Source organism: Streptomyces sp. NPDC059816 (assembly GCF_042732055.1).
Lineage (GTDB): Bacteria > Actinomycetota > Actinomycetes > Streptomycetales > Streptomycetaceae > Streptomyces.
The window spans coordinates 85117-103553 of record NZ_JBHWIQ010000020.1; the positions used below are offsets into that span (position 1 = coordinate 85117).

An 18437-nucleotide genomic window follows, 5' to 3' on the forward strand; every position below is an offset into this window, starting at 1 on the left:
CCGGTTCGCGACGGGGCACGCTTTTGGATGCGGGGCGCCCCGCTCGGTGCGGCCGGGACGGTTACCCGGCCTACCAGCCGGGCCGCCGGCACGGCCGGGACACCACCGGGTGTCCGCCCGCTTCCACACCACCGGACCAGCGCGGCGCCGCCCGCTACCCGGGCGGCGGGTCGTACAGTCCGTCCAGCAGGCGCAGCGCCTCGGCGAGGCTGGTGGGGCGGACCGCGCCGGGCAGCGGGGGGCCCGCCCAACCGGGGCCCGCCGCGAGGACCGTGGCGCCGCGACGGGCGCCCCGCACGCCCCAGGTCGTCGCGCCGAGGTGCCGCACGAGCGTGCGGTCGGCGGTGGTGCGGGACTGGGACCACAGGACGACGGCCGCGGGTCCCGCGCGGCGCACGGCCTCGTCGAGGGCGTCGGCGGGCACCGCGCCGCCGAACATCCGCACCGGAACGCCGCGTTCGGTGAGGCCCGCCGTGAGCGCCTCCAGGGGCAGGGTGTGCAGCTCGCCCGGCGCGCAGGCGACGATCACGGGGGCCCCGGGGCGTTCGCTGCCGGGCGGGGCTGCGGGGGCCCGGCGCAGCGCCGAGGAGATGTGCCAGGACAGCAGGTGTTCGACCTCGACGTACCGTTCGCCGGAGGACTCCCACTTGCGTCCGACGGCCCGCAGCGCGGGCATCATGACCTCGTTCCAGGCGGTGACCAGGCCGTGTTCGGCGAGGGCGGAGCGGAGCACGGCGTCGACGGCGGTGGAGTCGAGGCGGACGGCGGCCCGGGCGAGGCCCCGGCACTCGGCCCGGACCCGGCCGAGCGGCAGTGCCCCGTGGTTGCCCGGGCGCGGGGGTCGTACGCCGGCGGGCGTCCCGGTGGGGTGGTCGGGGCGGGCGGCTCGGGGGTCGGGTACGGGGTCCGGGGCGGCGGAGGCGGCCCGGGCCGCCTCGGCGGGCGGGACGCCCGAGGCGGTGAGGCGGCACATGGTCTCCAGCACGGCGATGTCCGCGGGGGACCAGCGGCGGTGCCGACCGTCCTGGTGGTGCGCGGGTCCGATGCCGTAGCGGCGGTCCCAGGAGCGCAGGGTGGTCGGCGCCACGCCGAGTCTGCGGGCCACGGCGCCGGTGGTGAGGGCGGCTTCGGCCGGTGGACGCTCCGGGGCCGGGCGCTGGTGGGGAAACGGGGACGACGACGGCATCGGCCCAGCCTAGGAGACCGACGCACAAACGATGCGTGTTGCGCCCTCGGGGCGCCGGACCGGAGGGTCGGTTCAGGCGGTTCGTCCGTTCCGGGGCGGTCCCCCGGTCGTTCCGTACCGCCGGTCCTCCGTACCGCCGTCCCCTCCCCCGCGAGCCCGAGGAGTCACACCGTGGTGACCACCGTTGCACCGCCCGCGCCCGGACCGAGCGCCCCCGCCGAGGAGACCCGGTGGGAGGAGGAGGTGTCGGTGGCGCTGCTCGGCGGCGATCCGGACGCCCTGGCCGCCGCCTACCGGCGGTGGGGTCCGTTGGTGCACACCCTCGCCAACCGCTCGCTCGGCGACGCCCGGGAGGCCGAGGACGTCACCCAGCAGGTGTTCCTGGCGGTGTGGCGGGGCCGGGCGGGCTACCGGCCCGCGCGTGGACCGCTGGCCGCGTGGATCGTGGGCATCACCCGTCGCAAGATCGCCGACGCCCTGTCCGCGCGGACCCGTCGGGGTGTCCTGGTGGCCGCGGCGGCGACCGTGGCGACCGAGCGGCCCGCGCCGTGCGCCGACCCGGAGGCCGTGCTCGACCGGGTCCTGGTGGCCCAGGCCCTGCGCGGACTGACCCCGGTGCAGCGGGACCTGCTGTGCCTGGCCTTCTACGAGGACCTGACGCAGTCCCAGATCGCCCGGCGCACCGGATTGCCGCTGGGCACGGTCAAGAGCCATGTGCGGCGGGGTCTGCACCGGTTGCGCGGCTGTCTGGGGGACGCCGCCCCGGGCGTGGTCCCGCCGCCGGAGCGTGCGGCGTGAGGCGGGGCCGTCCCGGCCGCGCCCCCGATGGCCCACGGACCGTCCCGGAGGTGAGCGGTGACCCGGCATCCGCACTGCGCCGAACTGGTGGAACTGGCCCTGCGGCACGCAGCCGACCCGGACGCCCCCGAGGAAGCGCCCGGCCACCGGGCCGACCTCCACGCCCATCTGGTGCACTGCGCCCCGTGCCGCGCCGAACTCGCCGCCCTGCGGCGGGTGGTGGCGGCGCTGTCCGCGGGTGAACCGCTCGATCCGGAGCTGACGCCCGTGCCGCCCGGGGTGTGGCGGCGGATCGCCGACGAGGTCGACCGCGAGGAGTGAACCAGCGGCCCGCGGGTCGGCGTCAGGCATCGGCCCGGGCGGCCCGGAACCGGGTCAGCCCCTCGGACAGTTCCACGATCGGCTCCGGGTAGTCGTACCGGGCCCGCTCGGCGCCCGTCAGCTTCCACGGTTCGTGCACCTTCGGGCCGGCGAGCTCCGCGAGTTCGGGCACCCAGCGCCGTACGTAGCTGCCGTCGGGGTCGAGACGCCGGCCCTGACGCACCGGGTTCAGCACCCGGCCGGGACGGGTGTCGGTACCGGTTCCGGCGGCCCACTGCCAGTTGAGCTGGTTGTTGGCGAGGTCCCCGTCGACGAGCAGGTCCAGGAAGTGCCGGGCGCCGACCCGCCAGTCGACGTAGAGGGTCTTGGTGAGGAAGCTGGCCGCGAGCAGCCGCCCCCGGTTGTGCATCCAGCCCTCGTGCCGGAGCTGACGCATCGCCGCGTCGACGACCGGGTAGCCGGTGCGGCCCGCCCGCCAGGCCGCGGTGTCCCGCTCGGCGTCCGGGCCGGTCCGCCAGCGGTCGTGCCGGGTCCGGTAGTCGGCGGTCGAGGTGTGCGGGCGGGCCGCGAGCACCTGGTGGTGGAAGTCCCGCCAGCACAGTTGCCGTACGAAGGCGTCCGCGCCGGGCCCGCCGGCCGCCCGGGCCCGGTGGACCAGTTCGCTGGCGGACAGCGTCCCGAAGTGCAGGTGCGGGGAGAGCCGTGAGGTCAGGTCGCCCGCCAGGTCGTCGTGCCCCTCCTCGTAGCCGGTGAGCCGCCGCCCGAGCCAGCGGGTGGCCCGTTCCCGTCCGGTGCGCTCCCCGCCCCGGGCGAGCCCGGGGGACACGTCCTCGGCGTCCGCCCGCTCGGGCAGGGGTTCCGAACCGACCTCCTCGGGCACCCGGATGCTGCGGGGCGCGCCGAGCGGTTGCCGCAACTGCTCGGCGGCCCAACGGCGGTGGTACGGGGTGAAGACCGCGAAGTGGTCCGAGCCCTGGGGTGTGACGGCGCCCGGCGGGAGCGCGGTGATGACCGCGTCGTGCGCCGTCAGCTGCCCGCCCGCCTCCCGTACCGCCGTGGCGAGCCGGTGCTCCCGACGGGCGGCGTAACCGCTGACGCCCGCCGCGAGGTGGACCTCGCGGGCGCCCGTCTCGGTCATCACCGCGCGCACGACGGTCACCGGATCACCGGTGCGCACGACCAGTCGTCCGCCCCGGTGGCGCAGCGCGGCGTCGAGGTCCGCCAGGCAGTCGGCGAGGAACGCCCGCCGGTTGGGCGCCGCGAAGCCGGCCCCGGTCACCCCCGGGTCCTGTACGAAGAGCGGCACGATCCGCCTCCCCGCGTCGAGCGCGGCACGCAGCGGGGGGTGGTCGTGCACCCGCAGGTCGGAGGTGAACAGGACGACGGACACGGTCATGGCGCCGCTCCTCGGTCGGGGCTGGTCGGACACGCCCGGTTCGGTGCGCGGGCGGGCGTCGGATGCACTCCGCGCTGCCCTTCGGGTGCGTTGCTGTGCGGGTGCGTTGTTCGGCCCCCTTCGGGTGCGTTCCCGTGCAGGTGCGTTGTTCGGCCGGCGTGCGCTGGTGCGTTGCGCAGTTCCCCGCGCCCCTGATCCGGCCCGCTGTGGTGGTCGCCCCCGGGAGGGGTCCAGCCGGAGGGCCCCTCAGGGGCGCGAGGAACTGCGCGAGCAACCACCCACGACCCGCAGGGAAGATCCGACCAGAGGACCCCCTGCGAGGCACGACGCATCGAGGCCGCCCTCCGACCACCCGCACAGGTCGCCCCGGGAGGGTCCAGCCGGAGGGCCCCTCAGGGGCGCGAGGAACTGCGCGAGCAACCACCCACGACCCGCGGGGAGGATCCGGCCGGAGGGCCCTGTACAGGGCGCGGCGCATCGGGGCCGCCCTACCCGCCGGCGCCCGCGCGCCGCTGACCACGCTCGGCGGTGCGGGCGATGTTGCGGACCATGCCGCCGAAGACCAGGGCGTGGAACGGCGAGACGCTCCACCAGTACAGGTGCCCGAGGAGCCCGTGCGGGTGGAACAGGGCGCGCTGCCGGTAGCGGGCGCGCCCGTCGTCGGTGCGGTCGACGGTCATCTCCAGCCAGGCGAGCCCGGGCAGCCGCATCTCGGCGCGCAGCCTGAGCAGCCGGCCCGGTTCGATCGCCTCCACCCGCCAGAAGTCGAGGGAGTCGCCGGCGCGCAGCCGAGCCGCGTCCCGGCGGCCCCGGCTGAGTCCGACGCCGCCGACCAGCCGGTCCAGCCAGCCGCGTACCGCCCAGGCCAGCGGGAAGGAGTACCAACCGTTGTCCCCGCCGATGCCCTCGACGACCCGCCACAGCTCGGCGGACGAGGCGTCGACCGCGGTCTCGCGCCGGTCCGTGTAGAGGCTGCCGCCGGCCCAGTCGGGGTCGGTGGGCAGGGGGTCGCTGGGCACGCCGGGCGTCGCGGCGGACGACCAGCGGGTCACCACGTCGGCCTCGCGGACCCGGCGCAGCGCCAGGGTGAGTGCGGTGTCGAAGGGCAGCGGGTGCCCCGGGGGGTCGGTCACGTACCGGGTGATGTCGTGGTCCTGTCGGACGACCTCGTGGCGCAGCGACTCGGCGAGCGGCCTGGCGATGGTCCGGGGGACGGGGGTGACCAGCCCGATCCAGTGGCTGGACAGTCCCGGCGACAGCATGGGCACCGGCAGGATGAGCCGGTGCGGGAGTCCGGCGACGGCCGCGTACCGGGTCATCATCTCGCGGTACGTCATGATGTCCGGCCCGCCGAGGTCGAAGGCGCGGTTGACGTCGTCGGGCATCTCGGCGCTGCCCACGAGGTACCGCAGGACGTCCCGGACGGCGATGGGTTGGACCCGGGTGCTGACCCAGCTGGGGGTGACCATGACCGGGAGGCGCTCGGTCAGGTAGCGCAGCATCTCGAAGGAGGCGGAGCCGGAGCCGATGATGACGGCGGCCCGGAGCACCGTCGTGGGGACGCCGGAGTCCAGCAGGATGCGGCCGACCTCGGCGCGGGAGCGCAGGTGCGGCGAGAGCGCGTGGTCCGGGACCCCGGCGGGGGTGAGGCCGCCGAGGTAGACGATGCGGCGGACGCCGGCCGCGCGGGCCCGTTCGCCGAAGGCGCGGGCCGCGTCACGGTCGGTGCGTTCGAACCGGGAGCCGCTGCCCATGGTGTGGACCAGGTAGTAGGCGATGTCGACATCGCGCAGTGCGGCGGTCAGGGTGTCGGGGTCGGTGACGTCCGCCCGGACCGGTTCCACCCGGTCCGCCCAGGGGTGGTCGCGCAGCACGGCGGGGTCGCGGGCCATGCAGCGCACCCGGTGCCCGGCGTCGAGCAACTCGGGCACGAGTCGTCCCCCGATGTATCCGCTGGCCCCGGTGACCAGACTGCGCACCGCCACGGTGACCTCCCGACCTCACCCCGGCTTCGCCCCGGGCACCCCTCGTGGATGCACCGGCCGTGGGTGCGGTGCGACCAGCCCACCACGCCGCGCGGCAGGTCACCCACCGGAGCGCCCCCGAAAGGGGCGCGGGCCCTCGTCGGCGGTGTGCGCGACGGGCGCCCGTGCCCCGGGGTCACTCGCTGTCGGGGTCCCGGCGGTCCAGTGCCGGCGACGGCGGGCCGCCCGCCGCCATCAGCAGGTCGGCGGCGGCGGTGTCGGTCACCAGGCTGGTGACCAGTCCGGAACGCAGCACGGCGTCGATCGCAGCGGCCTTCCGCCGTCCGCCGGCGATCGCTATGACCTCGGGGATCCGTCGGAGGCGGTCCGTCTCGACGGTGATGCACCGCTCCCCCAGGTCGCGGCCGACCCGCCGCCCGTCCGAGTCGAACAGGTGGGCGGACATCTCCGCGGCGACGCCGAGCGAGGCGTAGTGTCCGCGCTCCTCGTCGGTGAGCATGTCGTGCACGGTGGAGATCCCGGGCTCCCAGGAGCCGATGGAGACGCAGGCGACGGTCACCTTGTCGAAGTAATCGAACGCGCGCGCGATCCCGGTCTGGTTCCGCAGCGCGGTGGCGGTGGCCGCGTCGGGCAGCAGCATCGGTGCGTAGATCGGGTGGGCGTCGCCGCCGGATACCTGCGCGGCCCGGCGGACCGCCTCGACGGAGCCCCGCTCCGCCGTCCCCGCGTCGTAGACGCCGGTCAGCTGGACGACCGTGCACTGCGGCAGCCGGTCGAGGGCGGCGGCCATGTGGATGGTCGAGCGCCCCCAGGCGAGTCCGAGGACGTCCCCCTCCGCCACCAGTTCGCCGAGGAGGTCGGCGGCGACCTCGCCGAGGTTCTCCGGGTCGGGCGACTCCTCGGCCTCGTCGGGCGACTCGACGACCACGGCGTGCCGCAGGCCGTAGCGGGCGCGCAGCGCGTCGGAGCGCTCCGCGTCCAGTTCGGCGGGCACCCGGATCTCGATCCGCACGAGGTCCCGTTCGAGGGCGGTCTCCAGGACCCGCGCCACTTTGAAGCGGCTGACGCCGAACTCCTCAGCGATCTGGATCTTGGACTTGCCCTCCAGGTAGAAACGGCGCGCCATGGCGGCGGCCTGCACCAGCTCAGCGGGTCCCATCCGCATGGCCGATCGGCCCGCCGAGAAGCCAGTCAAGGCGATCTCCTCACTGCTGTTCACTTCTGCTCACGACCTGGGTTTCGCGGTTCATCCTCGCAGATGCGGCCCGACCGATCAGCTCGGATGAAACGCCCTTCACGTACCGGTGGCTCAGTGGTCGCACGACCGGGCGCCCCCGGCGATGGCCGACTCCGCCAGGGTGCGCAGTCCGCGTACGGCGTCCGCGGGGTCATCGGCGCCGTAGACGGCGGAGCCCGCGACGAAGACGTCCGCTCCGGCCTCGGCACAGCGCTCGATGGTGGTGGCCGAGACTCCGCCGTCGATCTGGAGCCACAGCTCAAGCCCGTGCTTGGCGATCAGCTGCCGGGTGCGTCGGATCTTGGGCAGCATGATGTCGAGGAACGACTGCCCCCCGAAGCCTGGCTCGACGGTCATGATCAGCAGCATGTCGAGTTCCGGGAGGAGGTCCTCGTAGGGCTCGACGGGGGTGGCCGGTTTGAGGGCCATGGACGCGCGGGCGCCCTTGGCCCGGATCTCGCGGGCCAGCCGCACGGGCGCCGCCGCGGCCTCCGCGTGGAAGGTGACGGACCCCGCGCCCGCCTCCACGTACTGCGGGGCCCAGCGGTCGGGCTCCTCGATCATGAGGTGGCAGTCGAGCGGGATGTCCGTGGCCCGCGCCAGGGATTCCACGACGGGAACGCCCAAGGTGAGGTTGGGGACGAAGTGGTTGTCCATCACGTCGACGTGGAGCCAGTCGGCGCCGTCCACCGCACGGGCCTCGTCGGCGAGGCGGGCGAAGTCTGCGGAGAGAATACTGGGATTGATCTGCACGGCCATGGTCCAAGACTGCCATGCCGGGCGGCGGTTGTTCGCCCCGGTCCGTTCCGGGACGGCCCGCCCGGCGCCGGACCCGGCCGTCGGGCCGTCCGGCCCGACGGCCCACGACCCCGGACCCAGGGAGCGAACGGGATGACGAACGCGCAGGAACACGACGGGCACCGCGGATACGGCGGGCAGGACGGGCAGGACGCACCCGGGGAGGTGGCCGGGGTGCGCGTTCCGGACACCCCGGTCGCGGCCGCGGCGACGGAACTGGTCCGGGACACCACCGACGACCTCATCTACCACCACTCCCGCCGGGTGTACTTCTTCGGTGCGCTCCAGGCGGCCCGCCGCGGGCTGGGCTTCGATCCGGAGCTGCTCTACGTCGCGGCGATGTTCCACGACATCGGGTTGGGCGAGGCGTACCGGTCCAGCGGCCGTCGCTTCGAAGTGGACGGCGCCGACGCGGCCCGTGACTTCCTGCGCGGATACGGACTCCCCGAGGACAGCGTGCGCCGCGTCTGGACGGCGATCGCCCTGCACACCACCCCCGGCATCCCGGAGCACCTGGAACCCGAGGTCGCCCTGGTCACGGCCGGGGTCGAGTACGACGTCCTGGGCCTCGGCTACCAGGACCTGCCGGACGCGGTCCGGGACGCGGTGACCGCCGCCCACCCGCGGCCCGGCTTCAAGCGGGAGATCCTCCGGGCGTTCACCGAGGGCATCGCGCCGAAACCGGAAACGACCTTCGGCAACGTCAAGGCGGACGTGCTGCGCCACTTCGTGCCCGGTTTCACGCCCGGCGACTTCGTGGAGGTCATCCAGGGCTCGCCGTGGCCCGAGTGACCGCGCCGGGGCGCGCGCCTCAGCGGTCGGTGTGCTCCAGGATCGCCGCGGCGAGGGGAGCGTGCACCGGGCGCGGGAGCGCGTGCCCCATGCCGGGGACCTCCACCACGCGTGTCCCCCGGATCACCTGACCCAGGTGGTGGGCGTGCGGCGGCGGGTAGACCGGTTCGGCCGGGGCGACGACGGCGAGGGTGGGCACGGCGTTCCGGGCGAGCTGCTCGGTGCGGACCATGCCGGCGTAGTCGGCCCGGGCGTGGGCGGTGCTGGGGGTGTGGTGCCCGGTGTGGGCGATGACCTTGCGTTCCAGGTCGCGGCTGTACTCCGGGTCGAACGGGAGGAGGTCGCCGCCCAGGAGCCGCCAGTGCTCGACGCGCTGGTCCAGCTCCGCCTCCAGGCCCCGCTGCTCCGCCGGGCGGGACCACGCCTCCAACACCTCGGGGGCGACGGCGGGAAGCTCCTCCGGGGGCGTCCGGGTGCCGTCGGGGTGCGTGTAGGGCAGCTCGCTGAGGGCGCCGGTGCCGATCAGGGTGGCGCTCAGCAACCGGTCGGGGTGGTCGGCGAGGAGCAGCTGGGTGAGCATGCCGCCCAACGACATGCCGACGACGTGCGCTCGGGCGACCCCGAGGGCGTCGAGGATCCGGACGGCGTCCTCGGCCAGCGCGGTGAGGGGGTAGGGGTCCTCGTCGAACGACCAGGTGGAGCGACCGGTGTCGCGGTGGTCGTAGCGGATCACCCGGTGCCGGGTCGCCAGCAGGTCCACCAGCGCGTCCGGCCAGCCCAGCCCGGACGCCCCCGCGCCCATGACCAGCAGCAGGGCGGGGGCGTCTGCGGGCCCCCGCTGCTGCGTCCACAACCGCACCCCGGGTGCCACGTCGACGAAGCGTTCACTCATCGTTCCTCCACTGCGCTGCGCCCCACCCTGCAAGACGAGACGTATCGTATCGCATAGGGATCACGCGACGCCCCCCTTCCCGTGCGCAGTGCTCGGGAAGGGGGGCGTCGTGGGGTCAGCCGGTGCGGCGGATCAGAGCCAGGTACATCGCGTCGGTGCCGTGCAGGTGCGGCCACAACTGGACGTCGGGCCCCTCACCGATGCTCGGCACGCCGGGCACCAGCGGGCGGGCGTCGATGAGTTCGGCGTCCGTGCCGGCACCGCGCAGCACGTCGTCCACCACCGCACGGGTCTCCGCGAGGTGCGGCGAACAGGTCGCGTACCCGACGACCCCGCCGACCCGTACCGACTCCAACGCCCGTTCCAACAGCGCGCGTTGCAGGGGCGCGAACCCGGCCAGGTCCTCCGGGCGGCGCCGCCACCGGGCCTCCGGACGGCGGCGCAGCGCACCGAGCCCGGTGCAGGGCACGTCCACGAGGACCCGGTCGAAGCTGCCGGGTCGCCACGGCGGCCGGGTGCCGTCGGCGGTGATCACCTGGTAGGGACCCGGATTCCCGGCGAGTGAACGGGCCACCAGACCGGCCCGGTGCGGCAGTTTCTCGGCGGCGACGAGCACGGCGCCCCGCTCGGCCGCGAGCCCGGCGAGCAGGGCCGCCTTGCCACCCGGTCCGGCACACCCGTCGAGCCACTTCTCGTCCCGGCCGTCGACCGGTGCGTTGGCCAGGGCGAGCGCGACGAGTTGGCTGCCCTCGTCCTGCACTCCGGCCCGGCCCTCCCGGACGGCCTCCAGCGCGCCGGGCTCCCCGCCCTCGGTGAGCCGTACCGCGTACGGCGACCAGCGGCCCGCCACGGCCCCTTCCGCGGCCAGCCCCGAGCGCAGGTCCTCGACGTCGATCCGGCCGGGCCGGGCGACGAGGGTGACCTCGGGACGTTCGTTGTCGGCTTCCAGCAGGTCCTCGATGCCGGCCCGGCCCCCGCCCAGGGAGTCCCAGAGCGCCGACACCACCCAGCGCGGGTGGGAGTGGACGACGGCGAGGTGGTCCTCGGGGTCCTCGTCGTACGGCGGCGCGACCCGCTCCAGCCAGCCGTCCAGATCGTGCTGGGCGACCTTGCGCAGCACCGCGTTGACGAACTTCGCCCGGCCGTCACCCAGGACGACCCGGGCCAGCTCCACCGAGGCCGACACCGCGGCGTGCGTGGGGATGCGGGTGCCGAGGAGTTGGTGCGCGCCCAAGCTCAGGACGTCCAACACGGGCGGGTCGACCTCGCGCAGGGGCCGGTCGACGCACTGGGCCAGCACGGCGTCGTAGGTGCCCTGGCGGCGCAGCGTGCCGTACACCAGCTCGGTGGCGAGCGCCGCGTCCCGGTGGTCGAAGTCGCCCTGCTCCCGGGCCTTGCGCAGCAAGGGGGGCAGCACCAGGTTGGCGTAGGCGTCCCGCTCGTCGACGGCGCGCAGCGCGTCGAAGGCGAGGATGCGCACGGGGTCCTTCTGCGGTCGCCGGTAGGGCCGGCCCGAGCGCTGGGAGGGGGACTGCGTCGGCCTGCGCCGCTGATCGTTCACGAAAAGGTGCTCCGGAGAAGGGGACGAACGGAAAGGGAGGAACGGGTGGGGCGACCGGGGAAAGTGCACGTCGACGGGGTCGCCCGGTCCAGCCTACGTCGCGCACCGGGCCCGCACCGCCGGGGTGACGGGCCCGGGTGGGGGGCCGGTCAGGCGTCGAGCCGCTCCCCCGCCGCGATCCGGGCGCCCCGGGCCCAGTCGGCGGCCCGCATCGGCTTCTTGCCCTGGGCCTGGACCCACAGCAGTTCCACGGCGTGCGAGCCGCTGCCGACGTGCACGCTGTTCTTGCCGACGGCGAGGTCCCCGGGGGCGAGGTCGGCCCGGTCGGGCGCGAGGGCTACCTGGATGAGCTTGAGGCGTTCGCCCCGGAAGACGGTCCAGGCCCCGGGGGCGGGGGTGCAGCCGCGGACCACCCGGTCCACCCGCAGGGCGGGGGCCGTCCAGTCGACCCGGGCGTCCTCGACGGTGATCTTCGGCGCGAGGCTGACCCCGTCGGCGGGCTGCGGCACGGCCTGGAGGGCGCCGTCGGCGATGCCGTCCATGGTCGCGGCGAGCAGTCCGCTGCCCGCGAAGGCGAGTCGGGTGAGGAGGTCACCGCTGGTGTCGGTGGGCCGCACCCGCTCGGTGACCGTGCCGTACACGGGTCCCGAGTCGAGGCCCTCCTCGATGAGGAAGGTCGAGGCGCCGGTGATCTCGTCGCCCGCCATGACCGCGTGCTGGACGGGGGCCGCGCCGCGCCAGGCGGGCAGCAGCGAGAAGTGCAGGTTGACCCAGCCGCGGGCGGGGACGTCCAGGGCCACCCGGGGCAGCAGGGCACCGTAGGCGACGACCGGGCAGCAGTCGGGGGCGATCTCCCGTAGCCGGGCGAGGAAGTCCTCGTCCCGGGGCCTGACCGGCTTCAGCACTTCGATCCCGGCCTCCTCGGCTCGCTCGGCGACGGGGCTCGCGACCAGTCGGCGGCCCCGTCCTGCGGGGGCGTCGGGGCGGGTGACGACGGCGGCCACCTCGTGCCGGTCGGAGGCGATCAGGGCGTCAAGGGCGGGGACGGCGACCTCGGGGGTGCCTGCGAAGACGAGCTTCATCGGTGGCGTTCGGCCTCTCGGGCGGGGTTCTCTGCGTGCACGGTGCGTGCTCGGGGAGCAACGCACCAGTGTAGGGGCGGCCGGGCAGGGGCACGCCGGGGGCGTACGTCGAGCCGTGCGCCCCACCTCACATATCGCACGCCCCGGCACCGTGACCACTCCAGGCGTGGCGCGTTGGTCAAGACAGCGTTGACCGCCGGGCCACCCACACGGGCCCGGCCACCCCCTTCCCACCGCCGGTTCGAGAGGCTTGTCTGATGGCCGACCACGCAACCCACGACGCACAGGCACGGGCCAGCCTGCACCTGCTGGTGCGGGACATCGAGCGGGTCCGCCGACAGGTGGACGCCCTGCGTACGCTCACCGCCCAACTGGGCAACGTCTACCGCCCGCGCCGCTCGGGCCCGTCCACGGGCTTCGTCGTCTACGGGCGCGCTCCCGCGCCCACCGTCCGTCTCGCGCAGGAACTGCGGGACAGCGTCGAGACCCTGGTCACCGCCGCGGTGGACTTCGACCGGTCGCTCGGCTTCTCCTGGGACGCGGTGGGCTCGGCGCTGGGCGTGACCAAGCAGGCGGTGCACCGGCGCTACGGTGCACGTCGGGCCGCCGCGCAGGCCGCCGCCGAGGCCGAACGGGGCCAGGAGTCCGCGGGCGCCCGGCCCGTGCACGTGGCCGGCCCGCTGCCCACGGTGCCGGCGGCCCGTGCGCTGCCGACCCAGCCGATCGGGGGGAGCCCGGCGCTACGGGACGACCCCCGACCGCCGGCCTTCCCCGGCCCCCGCAACGGCTGACCCGGCCCGACTCCCCCGGACGGCTCCCGAACCGCTCCCGAACCGCTCCCGGACGACGATCACGAGAACTCCTACGACTGACGCACCACGCACATCGGCTGAGGCGGGCCCGGGCAGACGGGGCCCGCCTCAGCCGATGTCCGGCGGGTCCATGCGCACCTGCACCCGTGTCCCGCCCCCGCCGCCCCGCGCCATCCGCGCGGCCTGAGCGGACTTCAACGCCGCGGCGAGCGCCGCGCCGCTCCCCGGCGGTACCCGCAGCAGGGCCCGCTCCCACGGCTCCCCGGTCGGCGGTTCACCCCCCGGACGCCCGGGCGCACCGCCCGGAGCGGGCACCGGCACGGGGCCGAGCACCACGGCATCGGCGGGCAGCTCCAGCGCCGCCAGGAAACCGGCGACGGCTTCCCCCGGTCCGGCCACGGACGCCATCCGCGACACCGGGGGGAACCCCAACTCGGCCCGCTCCCCCAGCTCCCGTACCGCGTGGCCGACCGGATCCCACCGCACCAGCGCCTGCACCGGCCGCAGCGTGGGCTCGGCGACCACCACGACCGTTCCGCCCGCGTCCTGTTCGCGGACCAGGGCGCTCGCACCGAGCCAGCGCCGCAGTGCCTCCTCGCCGGCCCGCAGATCGGGCCGGGAGAGCATCGCCCAGCCGTCGAGGAGCAGCGCCGCCGCGTACCCGCCCTCGGCGACCGGTTCGGCCCCGGGGGTGCTGACGACCAGCGCCGGAGCGTCCGGCACGGTGTCGAGCACCTGCTCCCGTCCGGAGGTCCGCACCGGAACGGCGGGGAACGCCCGTCCCAGTTCCTCGGCGGTCCGACGGGCCCCCACGATCTGCGCCCGCAGCCGGAACGAGCCGCACGCGGGACAGTGCCAGCGGGACTCCTCGCGTCCGCACCAGGCACAGCCGAGCGACCCGCGCTCACGGGCCTCCAGCGGCCCCGCGCAGTGACGACAGCGGGCGGGCTCCCGGCACCGTTCGCAGGCGAGCCTGGGCACGTACCCGCGGCGCGGCACCTGGACCAGGACCGGCCCCCGGGTCAGCCCTTCCCGGGCCACCTGCCAGGCCACCGAGGGCAGCCGGGCGGCCCGGGCGGCCTCGTCGCGGGCGAGGTCGGCGTCCCCCACCGTGCGCACCAACGGCGCGGCGGCCCGCACCCGGGCCCGGTCGGCCGACAGGGGCCGGGCCCAGCCGGTCGCGACGAGTTGCGCGGCCTCGACCGTGCAGCCGACGTCCCCGAGGAGGAACCCGCACCCCGCGGTGGCGGCCCGCAACAGCAGCACCTCGCGGGCGTGCGGCTGCGGGGCGTGCTGTTCGCTGTGGCTGGAGTCGCCGTCGTCCCAGAGCACGACCAGCCCGAGGTCACGCACCGGCGCGAACATCGCCGCCCGGGTCCCGACGACGGCCCGCACCGCACCGCGCCGGACGGCGAGCCACTGGGCGTACCGCTTCTCGGGCCCCGCCTCGGCGGTGAGCACCGCATGCCGTCCGGGGCCGAGCAGGGCCGTCAGCGCCGCGTCCACCCGGGCGACGACCCGTCCGTCCGGGACGACGACCAGCGCGCCGCGGCCCGAGGCCAGGGCGGCGGCGACGGCCCGGGCGATCTCCTCGGCCCAGCCGGGTCCGGGCAGTGCGGTCCAGACCGCCCGGGGGGCGCCGCCGTCCGCGAGGGCGCGCAGATAGGCCGGGCCCTGGGCGTACCGCTCCCAGGAACCCGGGGAGGGTGCGGGGGGCGGGGGCAGCGGCTCGGGCGAGGGGCGCTTCTCGGCGCGGGCGTTGCGCGGCGGGACGGCCAATTGCAGGACGTCCGCGAGGCTGCCCGCGTAGCGGTCGGCGACGGCCCGGCACAGGGCCAGCAGCTCCGGCCCGAGGACCGGCTCGGGGGACACCACCTGGGCGAGCGCGGCGAGCGGGCCGGCGTAGTCGGACGCGGCGACCCGGGCGATGAGGAAGCCGTCGACCAGGCCGCCACCCTCGCGCCGGCCGCCTTGGACCTGGCCGCGGCCGGCACCGAACCGGACCCGGACCCGGACGCCCGGCTGGGCCTGGGCGTCGAGCTCCTCGGGGACGGCGTAGTCGAAGTAGCGGTCCAGGTGGAGGACGCCCTTGTCGACCAGGACGCGGGCCACCGGGAGGTCCCCGGCCAGGGCGGCGTTTCGCCAGGTGCGCGGCTTGGCCCGGGGGACCTTCGCCTTGCGGACCGTGTCACGGATCAGGGCGAGTTGCTCCGGCGGGGCGGGGGTCGTCTCCCCCGTGCCGTCACCGGGCTCGGTCCCGCCGTGGTTTCCGCTGCTCACACCCGCATTCCTACCAGACGCCACCGACAGCGGGCGGGGGCGTCTGGGTGCCCCGACCACGCGGGCGGGACGTGCGACGAGGGCCGGCCGCCGGGGTACGGCGACCGGCCCTCGTCGGACGGTCAGAGCGGTCGACTCCCGGTCACAGCCCGGCGGCGGCGCGCAGGGCCTCGACCCGGTCGGTGCGCTCCCAGGTGAAGTCCGGCAGCTCACGGCCGAAGTGCCCGTACGCCGCGGTCTGGGCGTAGATCGGGCGCAGCAGGTCCAGATCGCGGATGATCGCGGCCGGACGCAGGTCGAAGACCTGGCTGATCGCGTTCTCGATGCGGTCCGTGTCGACCTTGTTGGTGCCGAAGGTCTCGATGAACAGTCCGACGGGCTCGGCCTTGCCGATGGCGTAGGCGACCTGGACCTCGCAGCGGGCGGCGAGCCCGGCCGCGACGACGTTCTTGGCGACCCAGCGCATCGCGTACGCGGCGGAGCGGTCGACCTTGGACGGGTCCTTGCCCGAGAAGGCGCCGCCGCCGTGCCGGGCGTACCCGCCGTAGGTGTCGATGATGATCTTGCGACCGGTGAGACCGGCGTCGCCCATGGGGCCACCGATCTCGAAGCGCCCGGTCGGGTTGACCAACAGGCGGTACCCCTCGGTCTCCAGCTTGATGCCGTCGTCCAGGAGGGCCTTCAGCTCGGGCTCCACCACGAACTCGCGGATGTCGGGCGCGAGCAGCGACTCCAGGTCGATGTCGGAGGCGTGCTGCGAGGAGACGACGACCGTGTCGAGGCGGACGGCCTTGTCGCCGTCGTACTCGATGGTGACCTGGGTCTTGCCGTCGGGCCGCAGGTACGGGATGGTCCCGTTCTTGCGGACCTCGGACAGGCGCCGTGACAGGCGGTGCGCCAGGTGGATGGGCAGCGGCATCAGCTCGGGGGTCTCGTCGCAGGCGTACCCGAACATGAGGCCCTGGTCGCCGGCGCCCTGCTGGTCCAGCGCGTCGAGCTCCTTGCCCTCGGCGCCGGCCTCGACCCGCGACTCGTACGCCGTGTCGACGCCCTGCGCGATGTCGGGCGACTGCGCGCCGATGGAGACCGAGACGCCGCAGGACGCGCCGTCGAAGCCCTTCTTCGAGGAGTCGTAACCGATGCCCAGGATCGTGTCACGGACGAGCTGCGCGATGGGCGCGTACGCCTTGGTCGTGACCTCGCCGGCCACGTGGACCAGGCCGGTGGTGATCAGCGTTTCCACGGCGACCCGGGATGTCGGGTCCTCCCGCAGAAGCGCGTCGAGAATGGTGTCGCTGATCTGGTCGGCGATCTTGTCGGGGTGACCCTCGGTCACGGACTCCGAGGTGAAGAGACGGCGGGACACATCGCTCCCTGTGGTTGCAGCGGCTGCTGGCTGTTCATGGTCGGACCCCCTCCGGAGGCTGCACCCGGGGGCGGTCCGTCATCAGTTTATCGGTCGTGCTCGTCGATCGGGTCACGTGTCTCGCCACATGGAAGCCCTGTGACCTGCAGCACCGGCATTCTGGTGCACGGTCGTCACTCTCCACCAGAGCGCCTCCACCCGGATGAGCGGGTTCCGGGCGCCCGGACGGCGAGCTCGGACGATTGTCGCGCAGGATACCGGGGTCACTGGTGGGGCGCGCCGGGGAACCGGGCCACCACCAGATCCCACACGGTGTCGGCCAGGGCCTCCTTCGGCCCGAACGGCACGGGGGTCTCGCTGCCGTCGGCGCCCAGCACCACGGCCTCGCTCTCGTCCGCCCCGAAGGTCTTGCGCTCCCCGACCTCATTGACGACGAGCAGGTCACAGCCCTTGCGGCGGAGCTTGGCGCGCCCGTTGTCGAGGACGTCCTCGGTCTCGGCGGCGAAGCCGACCACCACCTGGCCGGCGCGGGCCCGCTGCTGGGAAACCTCCGCGAGAATGTCTGGATTCCGTACCAGGGCGACGGGCTCGGGTTCCTGGCCGTCCCGCTTCTTGATCTTGCCGGGGGCGTAGGCGGCGGGCCGGAAGTCGGCCACCGCGGCGGCCATGACCACGGCGTCGGCGGTGGCGGCGGCCTTCAGCACGGCCTCGCGGAGCTGGGCGGTGCTGCCCACCGGCACCAGGTCGACGCCCGCCGGATCGGGCAGGGCCGCGTTGGCGGCGACCAGGGTGACCCGGGCGCCCCGGGCGGCGGCGGCCCGGGCGAGTGCGTAGCCCTGCTTGCCGGAGGAACGGTTGCCGAGGAAGCGCACCGGGTCCAGGGGTTCCCGGGTCCCCCCGGCGCTGATGACGACGTGCCGTCCGGTGAGGTCGGGCTCGCGCACGCCCCGGGCGAGGACCCGACGACAGACCTCGTAGATCTCGCCCGGGTCGGGCAGCCGCCCCTTGCCCGTGTCGACTCCGGTGAGCCGTCCGACGGCGGGCTCGATGACGAGCGCTCCGCGACGGCGCAGGGTGGCCACGTTCTCCTGGGTGGCGGGGTGCTCCCACATCTCGGTGTGCATGGCGGGCGCGAAGACCACCGGGCAGCGCGCGGTGAGCAGGGTGTTGGTGAGCAGGTCGTCGGCGAGGCCGTGGGCGGCCTTGGCGAGCAGGTCGGTGGTGGCGGGGGCCACCACGACGAGGTCGGCACCCTGTCCGATGCGGACGTGCGGCACCTCGTGGACGTCGTCCCAGACCCCGGTGGCGACGGGCTGCCCGGACAGCGCGGACCAGGTGGCGGCCCCGACGAAGTGGAGTGCGGCCTCGGTGGGGACCACCCGCACCTCGTGCCCGGACTCGGTGAGCCGGCGCAGCAGCTCGCACGCCTTGTACGCCGCGATCCCGCCGCTGACCCCCAGCACGACCTTGGGCCTGGCCGCCTTGTTCATGTGTCTCCCCGACTCGGCTCGCGCACGGCCGGTGCCGCCGTGCGCTCCTGGTGGTGCGCGTGTGCCTCCATGAGACACCACGGGCCCGACAGCGTCGCTGCCGGGCCCGTGACGGGTGAAGCGGTGGGAGCTACTGCGCGGGGCCTTCGATGGCCTCGGAGGTCAGCAGGCCCGCGTTGATCTCGCGCAGGGCGATCGAGAGCGGCTTCTCGTGGACGTGGGTGTCGACGAGCGGACCGACGTACTCCAGCAGGCCCTCGCCGAGCTGGGAGTAGTACGCGTTGATCTGGCGGGCACGCTTGGCCGCGTAGATCACCAGGCTGTACTTGGAGTCGGTGGCCTCAAGCAACTCGTCGATCGGCGGGTTGATGATGCCCTCGGGCGCGGTGATGGAAGAGGACACGCTCTACCTTCCGATGGGGGGCTTCCGCGTCTTCCTCG

General features: G+C 74.9%; 16 protein-coding genes. 4 read left to right on the top strand and 12 right to left on the bottom strand.

Going from position 1 to position 18437, the window contains the following annotated elements:
• Positions 1-154: 154 nt before the first annotated feature.
• A complete protein-coding gene (locus ACFV88_RS25220; RefSeq protein ID WP_385494157.1) occupies positions 155-1186 on the bottom strand; it encodes a MerR family transcriptional regulator in 1032 nt (343 codons plus the stop codon).
• A gap of 174 nt (positions 1187-1360) precedes the next feature.
• Here ACFV88_RS25220 and ACFV88_RS25225 point away from each other — a divergent pair, with 174 nt between their 5' ends.
• Both ACFV88_RS25225 and ACFV88_RS25230 read left to right on the top strand, forming a co-directional pair.
• The gene (locus tag ACFV88_RS25225; protein WP_385494207.1) at positions 1361-1984 is read left to right on the top strand and encodes a sigma-70 family RNA polymerase sigma factor; all 624 of its coding nucleotides are present in this window, start codon (positions 1361-1363) and stop codon (positions 1982-1984) included.
• Positions 1985-2041: 57 nt separating this feature from the next.
• The gene (locus tag ACFV88_RS25230) at positions 2042-2305 is read left to right on the top strand and encodes a hypothetical protein (RefSeq protein ID WP_385494158.1); all 264 of its coding nucleotides are present in this window, start codon (positions 2042-2044) and stop codon (positions 2303-2305) included.
• A gap of 22 nt (positions 2306-2327) precedes the next feature.
• Here the strand turns inward: ACFV88_RS25230 and ACFV88_RS25235 are convergent, their stop codons facing one another.
• From ACFV88_RS25235 to rpe, 4 genes are all read right to left on the bottom strand, one after another.
• Entirely contained in the window at positions 2328-3701 is a 1374-nt protein-coding gene (locus tag ACFV88_RS25235; protein WP_385494159.1) for a cryptochrome/photolyase family protein, read from the bottom strand.
• 488 nt (positions 3702-4189) lie between these two features.
• On the bottom strand, positions 4190-5680 hold the full coding sequence (locus tag ACFV88_RS25240) for an SDR family oxidoreductase (protein WP_385494208.1): 1491 nt from the start codon (positions 5678-5680) through the stop codon (positions 4190-4192).
• Between the two features lie 181 nt (positions 5681-5861).
• Positions 5862-6905 carry a sugar-binding transcriptional regulator gene (locus tag ACFV88_RS25245; RefSeq protein WP_385494161.1) on the bottom strand — a complete coding sequence of 348 codons (1044 nt, stop codon included), beginning with the start codon at positions 6903-6905 and terminating at the stop codon, positions 5862-5864.
• 90 nt (positions 6906-6995) lie between these two features.
• Positions 6996-7682, bottom strand: coding sequence for a ribulose-phosphate 3-epimerase (gene rpe, locus ACFV88_RS25250; RefSeq protein ID WP_385494162.1), 687 nt, complete (start codon positions 7680-7682; stop codon positions 6996-6998).
• A gap of 132 nt (positions 7683-7814) precedes the next feature.
• Here rpe and ACFV88_RS25255 point away from each other — a divergent pair, with 132 nt between their 5' ends.
• Positions 7815-8513: an HD domain-containing protein gene (locus tag ACFV88_RS25255; protein ID WP_385494163.1), complete on the top strand. Its 699-nt coding sequence runs from the start codon at positions 7815-7817 to the stop codon at positions 8511-8513.
• Between the two features lie 19 nt (positions 8514-8532).
• On the opposite strand, the gene ACFV88_RS25260 is transcribed toward ACFV88_RS25255, so the two are convergent.
• From ACFV88_RS25260 to fmt, 3 genes are all read right to left on the bottom strand, one after another.
• A complete protein-coding gene (locus ACFV88_RS25260; protein WP_385494164.1) occupies positions 8533-9405 on the bottom strand; it encodes an alpha/beta fold hydrolase in 873 nt (290 codons plus the stop codon).
• A 115-nt stretch (positions 9406-9520) separates the two neighbouring features.
• Entirely contained in the window at positions 9521-10966 is a 1446-nt protein-coding gene (locus ACFV88_RS25265) for an RsmB/NOP family class I SAM-dependent RNA methyltransferase (protein WP_385494165.1), read from the bottom strand.
• A 149-nt stretch (positions 10967-11115) separates the two neighbouring features.
• Positions 11116-12048, bottom strand: coding sequence for a methionyl-tRNA formyltransferase (gene fmt, locus ACFV88_RS25270; protein ID WP_385494166.1), 933 nt, complete (start codon positions 12046-12048; stop codon positions 11116-11118).
• 257 nt (positions 12049-12305) lie between these two features.
• On the opposite strand from fmt, the gene ACFV88_RS25275 reads away from it, so the two are divergent.
• Entirely contained in the window at positions 12306-12839 is a 534-nt protein-coding gene (locus tag ACFV88_RS25275; protein ID WP_385494167.1) for a hypothetical protein, read from the top strand.
• A gap of 129 nt (positions 12840-12968) precedes the next feature.
• On the opposite strand, the gene ACFV88_RS25280 is transcribed toward ACFV88_RS25275, so the two are convergent.
• From ACFV88_RS25280 to rpoZ, 4 genes are all read right to left on the bottom strand, one after another.
• Positions 12969-15140, bottom strand: coding sequence for a primosomal protein N' (locus tag ACFV88_RS25280; protein ID WP_385494168.1), 2172 nt, complete (start codon positions 15138-15140; stop codon positions 12969-12971).
• Between the two features lie 142 nt (positions 15141-15282).
• A complete protein-coding gene (gene metK / locus ACFV88_RS25285; protein WP_385494169.1) occupies positions 15283-16506 on the bottom strand; it encodes a methionine adenosyltransferase in 1224 nt (407 codons plus the stop codon).
• 263 nt (positions 16507-16769) lie between these two features.
• Positions 16770-17996 (bottom strand): bifunctional phosphopantothenoylcysteine decarboxylase/phosphopantothenate--cysteine ligase CoaBC, encoded by a 1227-nt coding sequence (coaBC, locus tag ACFV88_RS25290; RefSeq protein WP_385494170.1) that lies wholly within the window; start codon positions 17994-17996, stop codon positions 16770-16772.
• A gap of 130 nt (positions 17997-18126) precedes the next feature.
• On the bottom strand, positions 18127-18399 hold the full coding sequence (gene rpoZ / locus ACFV88_RS25295) for a DNA-directed RNA polymerase subunit omega (protein ID WP_005319902.1): 273 nt from the start codon (positions 18397-18399) through the stop codon (positions 18127-18129).
• Positions 18400-18437: the final 38 nt, after the last annotated feature.